The following is a 16,707-nucleotide window of genomic DNA, read 5'->3' on the forward strand; positions in this document are numbered from 1 at the left end:
TAGGTGTGACCTGCCGTGGCGCTGACGTGCGGTGTGTGTCATCGTCCGTCCGGGACTGGCTGTACAGGGCTGTCCATGTCGTCCACGAGGTGACGTACCGCTTTGACCGTTCCGGCCGGGTCCGTTCCGACCGGGTCCAGGTTCAGGGTGGTCACCCCGGCCTCACGGTAGGCGTGGATCCGCTCCGCGACATAGCCGGGCGGCCCGATCATCGTGGTCCGGACCAGCCATTCCCGGGGGACTGCGGCCTCGGCTTCCCGCTTCTTCCCGTCGAGGTAGAGGTCCTGGATGGTCTTCGCCTCGGCTTCGAAGCCGTACCGGCAGGCCAGGTCGTTGTAGAAGTTCTTGCCGCGGGCACCCATGCCGCCGATGTACCGGGCGACCATCGGCCGCTCCTGGTCCAGCAGGTCGTCGACCGGCAGGTTCTCGCCGACGGCGACCGGACCGCCGGCGACGACGTCCAGCGGGGCCAGGTCCGGGGAGCGCCGGGCGCTGCCCGCGGCGAGCGCCGGCCCGAAGACCTTCGCTGCGCCCTCAGGCATGAAGAAGAACGACTGCCAGCCGTCGGCCACTTCGGCTGTCGCCTGCAGCGAGCGCTCCATCAGCGACGCCCAATAGATGGGGATGCGGTTGCGGTACGGGTGGTTGATCAGGCGCAGCGGCTTGCCGAGCCCTGTTCCGCGGTCGGCGGGCAGCGGGAGCTGGAAGACCTTGCCGTCGTGGGTCAGGGCTTCCTGCCGCCGCCAAACGCTGCGGCAGATCTCGATGGTCTCTGTGATCCGTCGCATCGGCTGCTCGAACGGCACGCCGTGGAAACCCTCGATGACCTGCGGTCCGGAAGCACCGAGCCCGAGGGTGAACCGGCCGCGGGACAGGCTGTCCGCGCCGGCGGCGCTCATGGCCAGCAGGGTGGGGGTGCGGCTGAAGACATTGACGATGCCGGTGCCGATCTGGATCCGGTCGGTGATCGCGGCGAGGTAGCCGACGAGCGACATCGCGTCGAAGCCGTAGGCTTCTGGTACCCACACCATGTCCAGGCCCGCGGACTCCAGTTCGCGCACCAGCCCGGCCGTCTCCACCGGGTCACCGGTGTACCTGGACAGCAGCATCGACAGTTTCACATCGTCCTCCAGTCGGGATCCCCGGCCGGTCCGGCGCTTCGCGTACCGGCTCTTGACGCCAAGGGTGTTCTCCAGCGTGTTGTTGAACGAACGCCTCGTCGTTCTTGCAGCAGTCAGGGGCGTACACAGCCCCTACACCAGGCCTCCCCGGCTGATCAGCTGGGCGGCGATGACATTGCGCTGGATCTCGTTGGTGCCCTCGCCGACGATCATCAAGGGCGCGTCCCGGAAGTAACGTTCGACGTCGTACTCCGTGGAGTATCCGTAACCGCCGTGGATCCGTACGGCGTTGAGTGCGATCTCCATCGCGGTCTCGGAGGCGAAGAGTTTCGCCATCCCGGCCTCCATGTCGCAGCGGCGCCCGGAGTCGAACCGTTCTGCGGCATGCAACACCAACTGGCGGGCCGCGGTGAGCTTGGTGGCCATGTCTGCGAGGTAGTTGCCGATCGACTGGTGCTTCCAGATCGGCTTGCCGAAACTCTCGCGCTCCTGGGCGTAAGCCAGCGCGTCGTCGAAGGCCGCCTGCCCGACTCCGAGCGCCCGGGAGGCCACCTGAATCCGGCCGATCTCCAGGCCCTTCATCATCTGGGCGAAGCCGTCTCCCTCCACTGCGCCCAGTACCGCGTCGGCGGGCGCGTGGTAGCCGTCGAAGGAGAGTTCGCAGCTCTCCACTCCCTTGTAGCCGAGCTTGGGCAGGTCCCGGGAGACGGTGAGCCCAGGGCCGTGCTCGACCAGCAGGATGCTGATGCCCTTGTGCCGGGGTGACGCGCCGGGGTCGGTCTTGCACAGCAGCGCGATGAGCTGCGAGCGGCGGGCGTTGCTGATCCAGGTCTTGGTGCCGCTGATGACATAGCCGCCGTCCGGCCGGCGGCGGGCGGTGGTGCCCATCGCCTGGAGGTCGGAGCCGCCGCCGGGCTCGGTCAGGGCCATCGTGGCCCGGATTTCGCCGGTCGCCATCCTCGGCAGGTAGCGGTCCTTCTGCTCGTCGGTGCCGAAGGCCAGAAGCAGCTTGGCGACCACCGTGTGGCCGCCCATGGCCCCGGCCAGGCTCATCCAGCCCCGGGCCAGTTGTTCGGTCACTCCGACATAGCAGGAGGTGGACACGGGTGCTTCGCCGTAGGGCTCGGGGATGGCGAGGCCGTAGACGCCGAGTGCCTTCATCTGGTCGATCAGCTTCTCGGGGTACTCGTTGGCGTGCTCGAGCTCCCGCACCACCGGCCGCACATCCCGGTCGACGAACTCCCTGACGATGTCGACGACGGCCTGTTCCTCGTCGGAAAGGATGGACATGCGGCTCTCCTCGCTCGGCTACCGGTCTGGCGTCCAACCGGATTATAGTCGAAATTAAATTAAAAGAGAGAGGGGCTCGGATGGCTGAGGACAATCCGGCGGGAGCGCTCAGGTCGTGTCTGTCGGTGCCGGGGTCGGACGGCCGCAAGATCGCGAAGGCGGCCGGATCCGGCGCGGACGAGATCGTACTCGACCTTGAGGACGCGGTGCCTCCGGCCGGCAAGGACGGCGCGCGGGCCCTCGTGGCCTCCTGGTTGGGCCGGAGGGCGGAGATCGGCCCGCGGATCGCGGTACGGGTCAACCCGCCGCGGACTCCGTGGTGCCACGCTGACGTGATCGCCTGCGTGCGTCAGGGTGGCACGGCGTCGATCGTGCTGCCCAAGGTGGAATCGGCCGGGGACCTGGCCTTCGTGGACCGGCTGCTGGACGGGGCGGAGGCTGCCGCCGGATGCGTCGAGCCGGTCACCGTACAGGCGCTGATCGAGACGGCGGCCGGCCTGGCCAACCTGCGCGAGATCGTGGCGGTGACCTCCCGGCTGACCACCCTGATCATCGGCTATGCCGACCTGGCGGCCTCGCTCGGCCGCGCGGCCGACATCCCGGCCGAGACCTGGCTGTGGGCGCAGGACACCGTCTTGACAGCCGCCCGCAGTGCCGGCCTGGCGGCCGTGGACGGGCCGTACCTCGCGGTGGCGGCCGACGAGCGGTTCACCGAGAGCGTGCGCCGCGCCGCACAACTGGGCTTCGACGGCAAGTGGGTCATCCACCCGTGCCAGATCCAGGCAGTGAACGAGGTGTTCACGCCCTCGGCGGACGAGGTGACGCGGGCGCGGGCGGTTCTGGCCGCCCTGCAGGAGGGCCATGACCGAGCCCAGGGAGCGGTCACCCTCGACGGCCGGATGATCGACGAGGCCGTGGCGTTGGCGGCACGACGTGTGCTGGCGAAAGCGGGAGGATCGCGGGTATGAGCGTGGCACACACGGCCGAGGGGCCGTACTTCGACGAGCTGACGGTCGGCCAGGTCTTCGGCGGGGCACCGGCGATGACGCTCACCGCCGGCCACGCGGCGGCCCATCAGGCGATCGTGGGGGACCAGCTCGCTCTACCGTTGGACGCGGAGCTGAGCCTGGCGGTGACCGGGCAGGCTCCCCTCGCGCATCCGGCCCTGGTCTGGGATGTGGCGATCGGCCAGTCCACGGTGGCGACCCACCATGTGAAGGCAAATCTCTTCTACCGCGGGCTGGTGCTGCGGCGCGCACCCCTCATCGGCGACACCCTGAGTACCTCCACCCACGTGGTGGCGCTGCGCCAGAACAGCAGCCGCGAAGGCCGCCGGCCGACCGGCCTGGCGGCCCTTCGCATCATCACCACGGACCAGCACGGCCGCCCGGTACTGGACTTCTGGCGGTGCGCCATGCTGCCCCTCCGCGACCCGGACGCGCGCACCGGCCACGCCGCCGACCTGGACGCCGTCGGCGACCCGCCCGACAGTGACGCGCTCGCCGCGGTCCCGGCGGGGTGGCGGCTCGACCGGTTCGCGGAGCGCGTCGCCGGACCCCGGTTCGGCGAGATCACCGAGGGCAGCGTCTGGGAAGTCGGTGGCGGAGACGTCGTGTCGAGCGCCCCTGAGCTCGCCCGGCTCACGCTCAACGTGGCCAAGGCGCATCATGACCGGCGCGCGGCGGGCGGGCAAAGGCTGGTCTACGGCGGCCACACGATCGGCGTGGCCCTCGCGCAGGCCGCCCGGGCTCTGCCGTCCATCGTCACCGTGGCCGGCTGGCACGGCTGCGACCACCTGGGCCCCGTGCACGAGAGCGACACCCTGCACAGCACCGTCACCGTCGAGCGCAAGCACGCGCTGGACGGCCACGGCGGGCTGGTGCACCTGCGGTCGAAGGTCCACGCCACCCTCGCCGACGAGCCGCCGCGCGACGTCCTGGACTGGCGGTACGTCGTCGTACTGGCCTGACCGAGAGGTCAGCCCGCCCCGGACGGTTGCTCAACCGGCCGGGGCGAACCGCCGAGTTCCCTCAACGTCCCGCCATGTGACCGCGCCCTGCCCGGCCAGTACGTCCAGGTGGGCGTCGATCTCCAGTACGGCTGTCATCTGGTGGACGAGCGGCAGGTCGTCGAGCCGGCGCAGACGACGGGTCCATGGCAGCGCGCGCGCCACCGCGTAGGCCGTGTCGGCCCCGGACGCCACCTGGCGTACCACCTCGTCCAGGCGTTCCTCATGATGCGCGATCAGTTCGTCCACCCTGGTGTGGACACTTCTTGTCACCGGCCCGTGGGCGGGCAGCAGCAGGGCGTCCGGCATCCCTCGCACCAGGCGCAGAGAGGCGAGATAGGACCGCAGGGGATGCCTCTCCGGCGACCGCTCGAACCCCAGGGACGGCGTGATGTACGGCAGCACATGGTCCCCGGAGAACAGCAGACCGCCCAAGGGATCTCTGAGCACCACATGACCGCGGGTGTGGCCGGGTGTGGCCAGCACGTCCAGGCGGCGGTCAGCCAGGACGATCCGCTCGCCGTCCTTCAGCCACGCGTCCGGAGGGCCGAACGGCATGTCCAGCTCGTGCGGCTCGGCCGTCATCGCCTCCACTCGGGCCGCCAGTTCGGGGGCGCCGCACGCGCGCAGCAGGACGGCCTGCCGGGGGTAGCTCCCGTCCGCCAGGTCGAAGTCCTCGATCGAATGACGTTCCTCCCAGCCGATCCGCACGCGGGTGCCGAGCGACTCGCGGAGCGCCAGTGCCTGGGTGTAGTGGTCCCAGTGGGCGTGCGTCACGATGATCTGGTCAATGTCCCCGAGCCGGTGTCCGAGACTCTGCAACGCCTCGACCAGTGCCTTCTCGGTCTCGGGCCTGGCCCAGCCCGAGTCGATCAGTATCAGCCCGCCGGGATCCTCGATCACATAGACGTTGACCGCCGCCAATCCGTCCACGGGCAGTGCCAGGGGGATGCGGTACACATGGTCCACGACGGCGTGGGCGCCGGGTTCGGTCCAGTCGTCGGGCTGTTCCAACAGGGGTAGCACCAAGACCTTGCTCCTGCACCGCAGTCGACAGAGTAGATTTTAGCTTACATTAAATTAAATGTGCCCCTCCTGGCCTTCGACAGCAGCGCAGCAGCGCGAGCGAGCCTCGACGTGCACGGAGAGCCGGCCGCCGTGGAGCGCGGCGCGCCTCCTCGTGCCAGTGGTCGAGGAACCTGTGGCTGAAGGCGCCCCAGCTTGGAAAGTGGTGGCCCGGCGCAGCGGCGCAGCGGCGCCCAGGGCTTGAGATGCTGGTCAGCGCGACCCTCACCCTCCCCCACCGGGCAGATCGAGCCCGAAGGCCCTGAGTGACGTTCTGCCGCATCGTTATGACCGCTGCATCCCGATTCTTCGACAGCTGTTCCACCTGTCCGGCGGCAGTGAGGTTGCTCGGGTGCGCTGGTTGCTGATCCTGCGCCGAGACCAATGTGCTGCTCTTCGCCATCGCCATCGCCATCGCCGTCGGTGGCGGTGTGTTTGCGCGGCATGCTGTTCGCATTCGTAGAACTGCTGCGCGGCCGCGAAGCTACGAACACGGCCATGTCTGTCAGGCCGGGCCGGACAATTCGCAGGCCGCGTGTCGAACCCGACCGCCATCAGCTCTCGACGGAGGCGCTCGCCCGAACATCGGTCGGTACGGTCATCGCATGAGGACCTTCACCTGATTGAGCCTGTACCTCCCCAGGGATCACGCCATGAAATACAGCGCGAGGAGAGTTCCGCACACCAGGGCGCAGTAGCCCTCGAATGTGGCGCGCAGCCAGATCGGAGCGGCTCGGAGCTCCATGAAATCCAAGCCGATCAGGCGCACCTTGGCGAAAGCGATGACGAGGACGAGGGCGGTTGCGGTAGGGGAGGAACCGATGCCGTGGCCGGCGCCGAAGTACCATGAAAGCAGTGTCGCGGCGACCAGGACGAGCCAGACAACGGTAAGCCGGGTGAGGCGCGGTCTGCTCATCGGGATTCCCTCACTTCACGAGGTACAGCAGGGAGAACAGGACGATCCACAGCAGATCGACCACGTGCCAGAAACAGGAGCCGCCTTCAATGAACGTGAACCGGCCGGACGAGATCTGGCGTCCCCGCGACTTCACGGCAATGACGGTGAGTACGCCCAGCCCGAGCACGACATGGAAGAAGTGCACTCCGGTGAGGACGAAGTAGTACATGAAGAAGTCGTTGGTATTGGGCCCGATTCCGGACGTAAACTTGTCTCTGTACTCAAGGAACTTGATTGCCGCAAAGGTGAGGCCGCAACTGATGGCGCCTGCGAACAACCACGGTGCGACGGCCGTGGCACCGGCGCGCACGGCTCGGACGCCGAGGGCGACCAGCAGGGAACTGGCCAGTAGAACGAGCGTGTTCAGGACGCCGTAGGACTGACTCAATTCCTGCTGGGAGGTGGCGAACATCTGTGGGTGTTTGCCCAGCTGGACGAGGTAGGACCCGAAGAACACGGCGAAGACCACCATGTCGCCCAGGAGCAAGAACCACAGTCCTTCCTCGCCGGGGACATGACGTGGGGCGCGGGGCTGGGTCGCCGAACAGGTCGTAGTGCGGGGCATCCGGCTGTCACGTGCCCGCCGGGCTGAGCGGCGCCGAAGCAGCCGATTGTTTGCTCTCTTGCTCGCGTTCCTGCTGTTTGATGGCCTGGAGCAGCGGCACGGTCATCACGAAGAACCAGGTCCCGAGTACGGTGAGGGGCAGCCAGAAGGCGAAGATGCCGTTCCACGCGAAAGGTCCGGTGTGGAAGACGATGACGAGGATGCCGGGCGCGAGCAGTATCGCGCACCACAGGCTGAAGTAGCCCACCCACCGGGGGAAGACGGGCTCGGCGCTCTTGTCGCTGAATACGGCGAGCGCGATGGCGATGACCTGGACTACCGGCGGGGCCACAAAGCCGACCAAGGGAAGCCAGCCGAGGTCGTTGAGGGCCTGGGTGATCTCGGGCGAGCGGTCCGCCGGCCGGTACGCCGCCGCGGACAGGGCGAACATCGGGAACACGAGGAGCAGGCACAGGACTCCACCAGCGGTGAGCTGTATGGCTGCGAGAGGCGACCGCCGGCCCTCGATGCGCCGCATCTGCACGCTGATGACAGCCGCCCACGGGAAGGCGAGCCCGGAGCCGATCATGGAGATGATGAGGCCGATCTGTATCCGCGTCTGGTGCTCGGTGTAGAAGCGCGCCACCTCGGATGCGCCCAGGTTCGGTGATGGCGGCGGAACCAGACCCGCGACGAACAAGAAGCCGATCATAAAGATCAGTATCAGTCCGGGTCCGCACCATACGCACAGCCGCTGCATTCTCAGGTTCATAACGCGCCCCTCGAAGTGTTGAATTTAACGTAAAATAAATAGCGTGGCTGGTCTTGGTACGCAACTTCGGTCAGCACCTTCGCTCCGTGCTCGACGGTGCCGGAGCTGCCTTGACCGGCAGTCTACACGCCCTTACGGTAATACATACAGTAAAAACTGTAGCAAGCCGTGGATGGCCGATGATGAAAGCCCAGTCGCAACCGGCGGGGTACGGAGGAGGAAGCGTGGACTCGGAGGAGGAAGCGTGGACTCGGCAGCCCAGAAGCGGCGTGTGCCCTACCGGCAGGGTGAAGGGGAGCGCCTCCGGCAGGACATCCTGGACACGGCGACCCGCATCGCCGGCCGTCCCAGATGGTGACGCGGCTGTGCCTCCTCACACAGGCGGGAGTAAGCGGGAGGCGGATCCAGGGGTGCGGTCCTCGGCCGGGCGAGGACGAATTCGGGCGTGGGGCCAGGGGGCACGAGGGCTCCTCTCATCGACCTAACGGCGTTAGGTTTACTAACGCCGTTAGGTGGTTGTCGAGGTGAGCCTAACGCGGTTAGGTGGTTTTGGCGAGGCCCGTTCCAGACGGGTGGCAAGCCGTGGATGGCCGATGATGAAAGCCCAGTCGCAACCGGCGGGGTACGGAGGAGGAAGCGTGGACTTGGCAGCCCAGAGGCGGCGTGTGCCCTACACATCCTGGACACGGCGGCGCGCATCCTGGAGGAGTCCGGTCGCGAGGACGCCCTGTCTCTGCGTGGCATCGCCCGCGAGCTGGGCATCGCCGCGCCCAGTATCTACCTGCACTTCAACGACAAGACCGACCTGGTGCGGACGGTGCTCGATGCCCGGTACGCCGCGCTGGCGTCGACCATGCGCGAGGCCGGAAGCGCGGCCGCCGAGGCCGGTGCCGACGCATGGGGTGTCCTGCGCGCCATCGTGGGCACCTACCGCGGGTTCGCCGTCGACAATCCCCGCCGCTATCGGCTCATGTTCAGCCTGGAGCAGCAGACTTCGGCGGAGGACCGGCGCGCCACCGGGCATCCGCTCGACCGGGTGCTGATCGCGTGGACCGATGCCGTTGACCAGTACCTCGCCGCAGCCTGTCCCGAGCAACGCGAGGAGGCCGACACGCTGGGGGTCCTGCTGTGGACCGGCCTGCACGGTCAGTTCGCCCTCTGGCACACCCTGCCGCATTCCTTTGTCGATGACGACACCATCCTGCGCGAGCTTGAGGAGGCGTTGATGAGGAGACTGCTGCCGCCGTCCGACTGACCGCCGGACGTTGGATGCGGCCATCCAGCGGCGCACGGTGCGCTGACCTGTTGACGCCGACTTTTCGACGGCCAAGGCCCTGGAGGCCAAGGGCGCCTAAGTGTGTGGCCTCGGGTCAGTGTGTCCTGATCGCTCCGGAGGTCTTCGACCAGCGGGACGAGGACGGCATGGCCGTCCTCCTCGGCGAGCACCCCGCGCCCGAACTCCACGACGGGGTACGCGAGTCCGCCGCCGTCTGCCCCGCCGCGGCCATCCGGCTGGAGGAGAAGTGACCGCACGTGTCGTGGTCGTCGGTGCCTCCGCGGGCGGACTGGCGACCGCCAGGGACCCGATCCGGAGCACCTCGGCCGGATCGGTCACGATTCCCGCCAGTCCTGTCAGTCGCACACCGCGCGGCAGGTCGTAGTGCCTGCCGTCCTCGACAACCCGGATGGTGCTTGACACGATCCCATCTATTTAATCTATATTAGATTGATGGGCGAGGGTGTCGTGTCGCGATGTGCACCCCGAATGGTTGGAACGCCGGTGACGCAGCCAAGGAGCACGCCGACGGCGGCACGACAGCCCGTGTCGAGATGACGAAGCCCGCCCTAGGGCGGATCGAGCAGCGGGACCCGGCCTGCACCCCCGCCTGACCGGACGGCATCCAGGAGCCACCATGAAGATCACCGTTGATCGGAACAAATGCACCGGGCTGGGCATCTGCGAGTCGTTGGCTCCCGAGGTGTTCGAGGTCAATAGCGCGGGAGACCTCGTCCTGCTCACGGACGCGGTGCCCGACGGCTGCCTGGCGCAGGTCGAGGAAGCCATCGCCGGCTGCCCGACCGAGGCGCTGGGGCTGGAGCGGTGATGCGCCGCGAACACCGGGCGGTCGAGGGAGTCCCGTCGGCGGACCCGTGCGGGGTCGAGGCGCACACAAGGACGGTTTCAAGGGGCGGACCCCGCTCGTCGGAACCGAGCGGCAGCTGTCCTGCCTGCAATGTCCATCACCATTCGCATCGACTGAACAGTGAGCGTGTCGTCCGCCGACCGCGTTGTGCCGTCGCGGCAGCCGGAATACAGCACTGTGAGGAAGGACCGTCCGACCGTGACCACTGAAGCCTTCGTCTACGACGCGATCCGCACGCCGCGAGGCCGCGGCAAGAAGACAGGATCGCTGCACGCCACCAAGCCCGTGTCGCTGGTGGTCGGACTGATCGACGAGCTGCAGAAGCGGAACCCGGGTCTGGACCCTGAGCGGATCTCGGACATCGTGCTCGGTGTCGTCACTCCGGTCGGGGAACAGGGCCAGGACATCGCGCGCACCGCCGCGCTGGTGGCGGGCCTGCCCGACAGCGTGGCCGGGGTACAGCTCAACAGGTTCTGCGCCTCCGGCCTGGAGGCGGTGAACACATCGGCTCAGAAGATCCGGTCGGGCTGGGACGAGCTGGTCATCGGCGGCGGGGTGGAGTCCATGTCGCGGGTACCGATGGGCTCGGACGGCGGCGCAATGGCAGCCGACCCGGCCACTGCCTACGACACCCGTTTCATTCCCCAGGGAGTGGCCGCCGACCTCCTCGCCACCATGGAGGGCTCGGGTGCCCAGGGCTGCAGTCACCGCGGGAGCCGGGCAGCCTCCTGGTGCTGTTACCCGTGCAGGGCATGCCCGTAGCGAAGATCGCCGAGGTCTCGTTCACCAGCGCGGACCGGGTCCGGAATGTGATCCATGACTTCTCGGCGGACGGCCTTTCGTAGTCGTTACGTCGGTGTGCTCGGGGTCGCTTGGGCGTGCCCAGTGGTGCGGTTCGGCTGTGTCAGCTCGTGAACTGCTCGAACGGTGTGACGGCGGCCCGGGTCAGGAGTGAGCGCTCGCCCGGGTCGATCTCGGCCTGCTTCACCCAGTCACGCGCCGCGGTCTCGGTCAGATCGAAGTCCTTGGCGATCTGACCGAGACCGCGGTCACCGCGTCGGCACAGCTCAACGATCTCGGCCTTGAACTCCGGCGTGAACGAGCGGCGAGGGCGAGGCTTCTTCTTCCCCATGCTCTCCATGATGGACATCCTCCCGGGGCTGAACCCCTGATCTCGGATGTCCGTCAAAGCGGATCAAGCCCACGGCGCCGGTGAACCGCGCAGCTGTTCACGCGTCCTGTGCAGGTCCGGTGTCATCGCCGGCCACGGGGCGACCGCCGATCAGCACCAGCCGTACCAGCTCGGCGTCCAAGAGGAGCAGTGCCTGGGGCATGGGGGCGCGCAACAGCACCAGATCGGCGGGCGTCCCGGGGTGGATCCGCTGCGGCGAGTCGCCCGGCCGCCGGGCGGTGGAGAGGTAGCCCTCCAGTGCCTGGGCGGGAGTGAGCCGTTCGCCGGGTCCGAGGACGGTGCCCGAGCCGGTGCGCCGCTGCACGGCGGCGCGCATGACCGCCCAGGGGTCGATGGGCCCGTAGGGGGAGTCGCTTGACAGGCCCACCGGGATCCCGGCCGCACGCAGCGACGCGCAGCGGTACAGGTCGCCGTGCTCGTCGGCGGGTGTGCCGCGGCGGTAGTCGTCGCCGCGGTCGGCGAGGAAGCCCGGCTGGGTCACCACTCGCAGGCCCAGGCGCCGTATGGCCGGCAGCACTTCGCAAGGAGTCAGGGACGCGTGTTCCAGCCGGTCGCCGGGGAGCGTACCCACTTCCTCCAGTACCGCCAGGAGCAGCAGGATCGCTTCGCGGGTCACGCAGTGCACGGCGACCGGCCGGCCGGTCCGGTGCGCCGCCTCGACGGCTTCGGCGAGTTCGTCGTAGCCGGGCAGCGCCGAGTCGGCGATGACGATCTTCCACGGGCCGGCTTGCGGACCGGACCGTCCGGGCGGGCTGCCGGTGAGCGGTGCGCCGAGCAGGTGCACCCGTTGCGGCAGTTCTGCGCGGGCCATCGCCTCGGACACGGCCGCGACCGTGGCGGCGTCCAGGCCGGGCGTGGCGTCGGTGACCGTGGTGATGCCGTATCCGGCCAGTCGTCGGCCCAGGTCGGCCAGCGAGGGCGGGGCACCGGGCGGCAGGCGATCGCGCAGCCAGGCGTCCGCCCGCCACAGCCGTCCGGTCGGGCGGCCGTCGGCGTCCCGTTCCACCCCGGCGTGATCGGCCGTGGCCAGGCCGACGGCCGCGACAGCACGGGAGTTGAGCATCCACAGCGCGCCGCTGCGGTGCTGCACCCTCACCGGCACGTCACCGCGCAGCGCGTCCAGCCGGGACGCGTCCAACTCGCCCGCCACGGATTCGTGGTAGCGCACCCCCCGGACCCAGCCGTGCCGGTCGGGGCCGGCGCGGTGCAGGGCCCGCGTCAGCCCCTGCGCGTCGTGGACCGTGGCAGGGTCGCATGCGGCGGAGGCGAGGTCCGCCGCGGTGGCGAACAGGTGCAGGTGATGGTCCGTCAACCCGGGCAGCAGGGCTCCACCGTGCGCCTGGAGCTCGTGCTCCGCACGGCCCGCGCGCGGCAGGGCGTGGCCCGTCTCCAGCACTCGGCCGCGTCCGATCCGCACATCCAGGAGCTCTCCGTCGATCTCCGCGCCGCGGATGAGCAGGCCGGTCATGGTACGGCGATCCCGAGCCGGCGCAGCACCGCACCGGTGTCCGCGCCCAGCATGGGCGCGGCGCCGGCCGGCGTCCGGGCCACCGGCGCCGCCACCGGGACCAGGCCCGCGCCGGTGTCCACCTGCCAGCCGTCCCCGCCGTCGGAGGGCAGCGCGCGCGCCGTGGGGGCCGTATGCGCGCGTACCGTCGCCGCCACCACATCGGCCATCGCCACCTCCCACAGCACTCCGCCCCCGCCCTCGGGTTCGGACATCGCCAGCGCGGCGGCCGTCAGACCGGTCAGCGGGTCGGCGATCGCGTCCCCGCAGAAGACCGGCGTTGCCTGGCCGTCGGTGGCCAGCAGGCCGCCTGCCGCGGCCACGTCGTCGCCGAACCCCACCCGGTCCACGGACCGGCCGTAGGCGGTGATCGACACCCAGGTGCAGCCGCGCTCCACCTCGGCCGCTGCGTCCAGGCCGAACCGGGCCAGCGCCCGGGGGCGGGAGGCCTCGACGACCACGTCCGCGGCGCGCACCAGCGCGTGCAGCGCCGCTCGGCCGGCCCGGTCGGCCGGGTCCAGTGCCACCGCGCGGTGCCCGGCGTGCAGCAGGTCGTAGAAGGCATGGTTGCCGAACCTCGCCCCGTCCGGACGTGAGGGCACCTCGACCTTGACCACCTCCGCCCCGGCCAGCCCCAGCAGGTGCGCGCACAGCGGACCGGCCCACAGTGCGCTGAAGTCCACGACCAGCATGCCGCGTACCGAGCGGGGTCGGCCAGGGCGCGGTGCGCGTACGGCGTCCGCCTCCAGCCCCCCGCCCGGCCACCCGCGTACCGCCCCGGCCGCAAGTCCCAGCAGCGCCACCCGCTCCTCCAGCTCGGCCGTGCTGTGCGCGGCGAGCCAGGCGGCCAGTCGCCGCGGCAGCCGCTCGTCCAGCTCATGCCCGATCAGCGCGCTCCACAGCAGCGGGTCGTCCGGGCGTACGCAGGAGACCGCCGCCCAGCCGTCCGCCGTGGGCAGCAACCGGCACCCGCCGCCCACCGAGACCCGCCCCCTGCGAGTGGCGCCGGTCAGCGCCGCCCGCTCGGCCAGCAGCCGCCCTCCGTCCACCCGTACCGGACGGCCCGCCTCCACCCCGGCCCGCCCGATGTGCGTAGCCAGGCGCGCGGCGAGACCGGCCGCCTCGCCCATGGGCACCAGCGGAGTCCCGCCGGCGTGCCCGGTCAGCCACATCACTCCGCTGCGTGCCCAGGCGTCTGCCGCGGCAGTTGCTGACTGCGGTGACCCAGTGACCATGCCCGGATGGTAGAACGGGGAGGTGGTTGCCCCAACCATGATGCGTGTCGAGGACCTGGCCGCGGGCGCGGCACAGGCGGAGCTGCTCGGTGCGGACGGGACCGTGGAGGATCCGCTGGTCGTCGTCGACCTGGACCGGCCGGTCGCCGACCAGACAGTGCTGCGCCGGGCGGTGCGGCGGGCCGCGGAGTGCGACCGACTGCTGGTGGGCCTCACCCGCACGACCGACGGCACAGGCCACCTCTTCCCACCGCTGCTGGACGCGCTGGACCTGACACTCGTGCCCGTCGACAGCGCCGATCGGCGTCTGGTGGCCGTCGACGACCCCGAGGCGACAGCCCGCACCCTGGTGCGCGCGGCCGCGGACAGCCCTCAGGCGGCCGTCATCCTGGGCCGTCTGCTGCACACCGGCCCGCGGCTGACCGTAGGACAGGCCCTCGACGCCGAGTCGCTCGCCTACTCCACACTGCTGGCGGGCCGTCGCTTCGCCCGCTGGCAGGCCGCCCGCGCTCCCCACCGGCCGCCGCCGCCCGCCCCGGCCGATCCCGTGCTCGTGTGCCGGGACGGGGACGTCCTGCGGGTGACCCTCAACCGGCCGGAACGGCACAACGCCTATGGCCGGGAACTGCGCGACGCTCTCGTCGCCGCGCTCGACCTCGCACTGCTGGACGACACCCTCACCGAGGTCGTCCTGAGCGGCAACGGGCCCTCCTTCTGCTCCGGCGGCGACCTCGGCGAATTCGGAGTCTCCCGCGACCTGGACACCGCACATCTGATCCGCACCCGCGCCGGCGCCGCCCTTCCCCTGCACAAGCTGCGCGACCGCGTCACCGTCCGCCTCCACGGCAACTGCATCGGCGCCGGGATCGAGCTGCCCGCCTTCGCCTCCCGGGTCGTCGCCGACCCGGGAGCCGTCTTCCGCCTGCCCGAGCTGGGCATGGGCCTGATCCCCGGCGCCGGCGGAACGGTCAGCGTTCCGCGCCGCATCGGCCGCTGGCGCACCCTCCATCTCGTGCTGACCGGCTGCCCGCTCACCGCCGAACGCGCCCTGGACTGGGGTCTGGTCGACGAACTGAGCCCGTCCGGCCCGACCGGCGCCTGACCCGGAACACGGAACACGCGCCGAGCTGAGGCGCGCACGGATCTCGACACCCCTTGCCTGGAAGCCATACGATATGGCTTCCAGAAAGCCTTTCGTTAGCGTGGACGGAGGGGCTGGCGCCCTTGCGACCTGCGGTGTCACCGCAGGAACCGGGCGTCGGCCGAGCCCTGCCGGGGACCGCCGCCGCGTACCCACGGTCAAGCGCCGCCCCCGCCGTTGCCGACCGTGACGTCACCGCGATGTCCGCACCCACGGAGGGGTAGCGCAGATGATCGAGACCAACGTCGGTCCGTTCACACCGGAACGCCGCATGCTCATCGACGGCAAGCTCGTCGAAGCGGCGTCCGGCAAGCTCTTCGACAACATCAACCCCGCGACCGAGGAAGTGCTCGGCAGCGTCGCCGACGCCGGGCACGAGGACATGGCACAGGCCATCGCCGCGGCCCGGCGGGCGTTCGACGAGACCGACTGGGCGACCGACCACGCCTTCCGCCGACGCTGCCTCGAACAGCTGCAGGTGGCCCTGGAGTCGGACCGCGAGCAGATGCGCGCCGAGCTCGTCGCCGAGGCCGGCACCCCGGTGGCGGTCACCATGCTGCAGTTGGACTCCCCTCTGGAGGACGCCCTCCGCTGGCCCGCCGAGCACATCGAGCAGTTCCCATGGGAGCGGCAACTGCCCGACGGGAACCTCTTCGGGGTGGCCAGCAAGCGGAAGGTGGTGAAGGAACCGCAGGGTGTCGTCGGCGCGATCATCCCGTGGAACTACCCGTTCGAGGTGACCGCCAACAAGCTCGGCCCGATCCTCGCCACGGGCAACACGGTCGTCGTGAAGCCCGCACCGGACACCCCCTGGAACGCCACCCGCCTGGGCCGGCTCATCGCCGAGCACACCGACATCCCCGCCGGTGTGGTGAACATCGTTCCGTCCTCCGACCACCTGGTCGGCGAGGCCCTCACCCTTGACCCGCGGGTGGACCTGATCTCGTTCACCGGCTCGACGGTCACGGGCAAGCGGATCATGGAGAAGGGCGCCGCCACGCTCAAGCGCGTGTTCCTCGAACTCGGCGGCAAATCCGCGATGATCGTCTGTGACGACGCCGACCTGGCCCAGGTGCTGCCGGCCGCCGGAGGCGTCTGCTATCACGCCGGACAGGGGTGCGCGGTGCAGAGCCGCGTCCTGCTGCCCCGGTCGCGGTATGCCGAGGGCGTCGAGATCCTGAAGGCGGTCATGGAGAACATCCCGTACGGCGATCCGACCGATCCGGCCACCATGCAGGGCCCGCAGGTGAGCGCTAAGCAGCGCGACCGGGTGATGTCGTACATCCGGAAGGGCATCGACGAGGGCGCCGAGCTGATCGTCGGCGGAGGCCGGCCGTCCCACCTCGACAAGGGCTTCTTCGTCGAGCCCACGCTCTTCGTGGACGTCGACAACTCCATGACCATCGCGCAGGAGGAGATCTTCGGCCCAGTGCTCGCAGTGATCCCCTACGACGACGACGAGGACGCGATCCGCATCGCCAACGACAGCAGCTACGGGCTGTCCGGCGGAGTCTTCTCGGCCTCGCCCGAGCGGGCCATGGCCATCGCGCACCGCATCCGCACCGGGTCGATCTCGGTGAACGGCGGCATGTGGTACGGCGCCGACGGACCGTACGGGGGCTACAAGACCAGCGGTATCGGACGGCAGAACGGCGTCGAGGGGTTCGAGACCTACCTCGAGACCAAGCTCGTCGGGTACATCGGCTGAGCGGTCCTCGACCGTCGCGCCG

Annotated in this window: 17 protein-coding genes and 2 pseudogenes; 10 read left to right on the top strand and 9 right to left on the bottom strand. The window is 69.7% G+C overall.

Features of this window, described 5'->3' with window-relative positions:
- Window positions 1–38 precede the first annotated feature (38 nt).
- On the bottom strand, window positions 39–1,121 hold the full coding sequence (locus ADL01_RS23620; protein WP_053744023.1) for an LLM class F420-dependent oxidoreductase: 1,083 nt from the start codon (window positions 1,119–1,121) through the stop codon (window positions 39–41).
- A gap of 132 nt (window positions 1,122–1,253) precedes the next feature.
- Window positions 1,254–2,411: an acyl-CoA dehydrogenase family protein gene (locus ADL01_RS23625; RefSeq protein WP_053744024.1), complete on the bottom strand. Its 1,158-nt coding sequence runs from the start codon at window positions 2,409–2,411 to the stop codon at window positions 1,254–1,256.
- 80 nt (window positions 2,412–2,491) lie between these two features.
- Between ADL01_RS23625 and ADL01_RS23630 the strand changes: the two genes are divergently transcribed.
- Both ADL01_RS23630 and ADL01_RS23635 read left to right on the top strand, forming a co-directional pair.
- A complete protein-coding gene (locus ADL01_RS23630; RefSeq protein WP_053744025.1) occupies window positions 2,492–3,379 on the top strand; it encodes an HpcH/HpaI aldolase/citrate lyase family protein in 888 nt (295 codons plus the stop codon).
- A complete protein-coding gene (locus tag ADL01_RS23635; protein WP_053744026.1) occupies window positions 3,376–4,380 on the top strand; it encodes a MaoC family dehydratase in 1,005 nt (334 codons plus the stop codon). Before ADL01_RS23630 ends, ADL01_RS23635 begins: the two co-directional genes overlap by 4 nt.
- 30 nt (window positions 4,381–4,410) lie before the next feature.
- Here the strand turns inward: ADL01_RS23635 and ADL01_RS23640 are convergent, their stop codons facing one another.
- The 4 genes from ADL01_RS23640 to ADL01_RS23655 form a co-directional block, all read right to left on the bottom strand.
- Window positions 4,411–5,445, bottom strand: coding sequence for an MBL fold metallo-hydrolase (locus ADL01_RS23640; RefSeq protein WP_053744027.1), 1,035 nt, complete (start codon window positions 5,443–5,445; stop codon window positions 4,411–4,413).
- Window positions 5,446–6,130: 685 nt separating this feature from the next.
- Entirely contained in the window at window positions 6,131–6,400 is a 270-nt protein-coding gene (locus tag ADL01_RS23645) for a cytochrome C oxidase subunit IV family protein (protein WP_053744028.1), read from the bottom strand.
- A 10-nt stretch (window positions 6,401–6,410) separates the two neighbouring features.
- A complete protein-coding gene (locus ADL01_RS23650) occupies window positions 6,411–6,929 on the bottom strand; it encodes a cytochrome c oxidase subunit 3 (RefSeq protein WP_199834909.1) in 519 nt (172 codons plus the stop codon).
- Window positions 6,930–7,014: 85 nt separating this feature from the next.
- A complete protein-coding gene (locus ADL01_RS23655; protein WP_159049608.1) occupies window positions 7,015–7,746 on the bottom strand; it encodes a hypothetical protein in 732 nt (243 codons plus the stop codon).
- Window positions 7,747–8,344: 598 nt separating this feature from the next.
- On the opposite strand from ADL01_RS23655, the gene ADL01_RS23660 reads away from it, so the two are divergent.
- The 6 genes and pseudogenes from ADL01_RS23660 to ADL01_RS47865 all read left to right on the top strand — a co-directional run.
- The gene (locus tag ADL01_RS23660; protein ID WP_078960716.1) at window positions 8,345–9,013 is read left to right on the top strand and encodes a TetR/AcrR family transcriptional regulator; all 669 of its coding nucleotides are present in this window, start codon (window positions 8,345–8,347) and stop codon (window positions 9,011–9,013) included.
- A gap of 104 nt (window positions 9,014–9,117) precedes the next feature.
- The gene (locus ADL01_RS23665; RefSeq protein WP_229878594.1) at window positions 9,118–9,285 is read left to right on the top strand and encodes a ferredoxin; all 168 of its coding nucleotides are present in this window, start codon (window positions 9,118–9,120) and stop codon (window positions 9,283–9,285) included.
- Window positions 9,286–9,510: 225 nt separating this feature from the next.
- Window positions 9,511–9,648: a hypothetical protein gene (locus tag ADL01_RS44865; RefSeq protein WP_159049609.1), complete on the top strand. Its 138-nt coding sequence runs from the start codon at window positions 9,511–9,513 to the stop codon at window positions 9,646–9,648.
- A gap of 23 nt (window positions 9,649–9,671) precedes the next feature.
- The gene (locus tag ADL01_RS23670; protein WP_053744031.1) at window positions 9,672–9,863 is read left to right on the top strand and encodes a ferredoxin; all 192 of its coding nucleotides are present in this window, start codon (window positions 9,672–9,674) and stop codon (window positions 9,861–9,863) included.
- Between the two features lie 237 nt (window positions 9,864–10,100).
- A pseudogene (locus ADL01_RS23675) lies at window positions 10,101–10,586 on the top strand (acetyl-CoA C-acyltransferase); the annotation flags it as partial.
- A gap of 44 nt (window positions 10,587–10,630) precedes the next feature.
- Window positions 10,631–10,738 (top strand): annotated as a pseudogene (locus ADL01_RS47865) (helix-turn-helix domain-containing protein); the annotation flags it as partial.
- Window positions 10,739–10,806: 68 nt separating this feature from the next.
- Here ADL01_RS47865 and ADL01_RS23680 read toward each other — a convergent pair.
- The 3 genes from ADL01_RS23680 to ADL01_RS23690 all read right to left on the bottom strand — a co-directional run bounded on the left by ADL01_RS23680 (window position 10,807) and on the right by ADL01_RS23690 (window position 13,836).
- Entirely contained in the window at window positions 10,807–11,043 is a 237-nt protein-coding gene (locus ADL01_RS23680) for a transposase (RefSeq protein WP_159049610.1), read from the bottom strand.
- 88 nt (window positions 11,044–11,131) lie between these two features.
- Window positions 11,132–12,562, bottom strand: a complete 1,431-nt coding sequence (locus tag ADL01_RS23685; RefSeq protein WP_053744032.1) for an amidohydrolase family protein — start codon at window positions 12,560–12,562, stop codon at window positions 11,132–11,134.
- Window positions 12,559–13,836: a CoA transferase gene (locus ADL01_RS23690; protein ID WP_053744083.1), complete on the bottom strand. Its 1,278-nt coding sequence runs from the start codon at window positions 13,834–13,836 to the stop codon at window positions 12,559–12,561. The genes ADL01_RS23685 and ADL01_RS23690 overlap by 4 nt, the downstream gene beginning before the upstream one ends.
- Window positions 13,837–13,873: 37 nt before the next feature.
- Between ADL01_RS23690 and ADL01_RS23695 the strand changes: the two genes are divergently transcribed.
- Together ADL01_RS23695 and ADL01_RS23700 are read left to right on the top strand one after the other, a co-directional pair.
- A complete protein-coding gene (locus ADL01_RS23695) occupies window positions 13,874–14,938 on the top strand; it encodes an enoyl-CoA hydratase/isomerase family protein (protein WP_199834910.1) in 1,065 nt (354 codons plus the stop codon).
- A gap of 268 nt (window positions 14,939–15,206) precedes the next feature.
- Entirely contained in the window at window positions 15,207–16,685 is a 1,479-nt protein-coding gene (locus ADL01_RS23700) for an aldehyde dehydrogenase family protein (RefSeq protein ID WP_053744034.1), read from the top strand.
- Window positions 16,686–16,707: the final 22 nt, after the last annotated feature.

It is taken from the genome of Streptomyces sp. NRRL WC-3618, assembly GCF_001280005.1.
Taxonomy (GTDB): domain Bacteria; phylum Actinomycetota; class Actinomycetes; order Streptomycetales; family Streptomycetaceae; genus Streptomyces.

Coding starts and splice junctions, on each gene's coding strand:
- ADL01_RS23625 (WP_053744024.1), bottom strand. CDS start 2,411: ATGTCCATCCTTTCCGACGAGGAACAGGCCGTCGTCGACATCGTCAGG.
- ADL01_RS23630 (WP_053744025.1), top strand. CDS start 2,492: ATGGCTGAGGACAATCCGGCGGGAGCGCTCAGGTCGTGTCTGTCGGTG.
- ADL01_RS23635 (WP_053744026.1), top strand. CDS start 3,376: ATGAGCGTGGCACACACGGCCGAGGGGCCGTACTTCGACGAGCTGACG.
- ADL01_RS23645 (WP_053744028.1), bottom strand. CDS start 6,400: ATGAGCAGACCGCGCCTCACCCGGCTTACCGTTGTCTGGCTCGTCCTG.
- ADL01_RS23655 (WP_159049608.1), bottom strand. CDS start 7,746: ATGCAGCGGCTGTGCGTATGGTGCGGACCCGGACTGATACTGATCTTT.
- ADL01_RS23660 (WP_078960716.1), top strand. CDS start 8,345: ATGGCCGATGATGAAAGCCCAGTCGCAACCGGCGGGGTACGGAGGAGG.
- ADL01_RS44865 (WP_159049609.1), top strand. CDS start 9,511: ATGTGCACCCCGAATGGTTGGAACGCCGGTGACGCAGCCAAGGAGCAC.
- ADL01_RS23670 (WP_053744031.1), top strand. CDS start 9,672: ATGAAGATCACCGTTGATCGGAACAAATGCACCGGGCTGGGCATCTGC.
- ADL01_RS23680 (WP_159049610.1), bottom strand. CDS start 11,043: ATGGAGAGCATGGGGAAGAAGAAGCCTCGCCCTCGCCGCTCGTTCACG.
- ADL01_RS23685 (WP_053744032.1), bottom strand. CDS start 12,562: ATGACCGGCCTGCTCATCCGCGGCGCGGAGATCGACGGAGAGCTCCTG.
- ADL01_RS23690 (WP_053744083.1), bottom strand. CDS start 13,836: ATGGTCACTGGGTCACCGCAGTCAGCAACTGCCGCGGCAGACGCCTGG.
- ADL01_RS23695 (WP_199834910.1), top strand. CDS start 13,874: ATGATGCGTGTCGAGGACCTGGCCGCGGGCGCGGCACAGGCGGAGCTG.
- ADL01_RS23700 (WP_053744034.1), top strand. CDS start 15,207: ATGATCGAGACCAACGTCGGTCCGTTCACACCGGAACGCCGCATGCTC.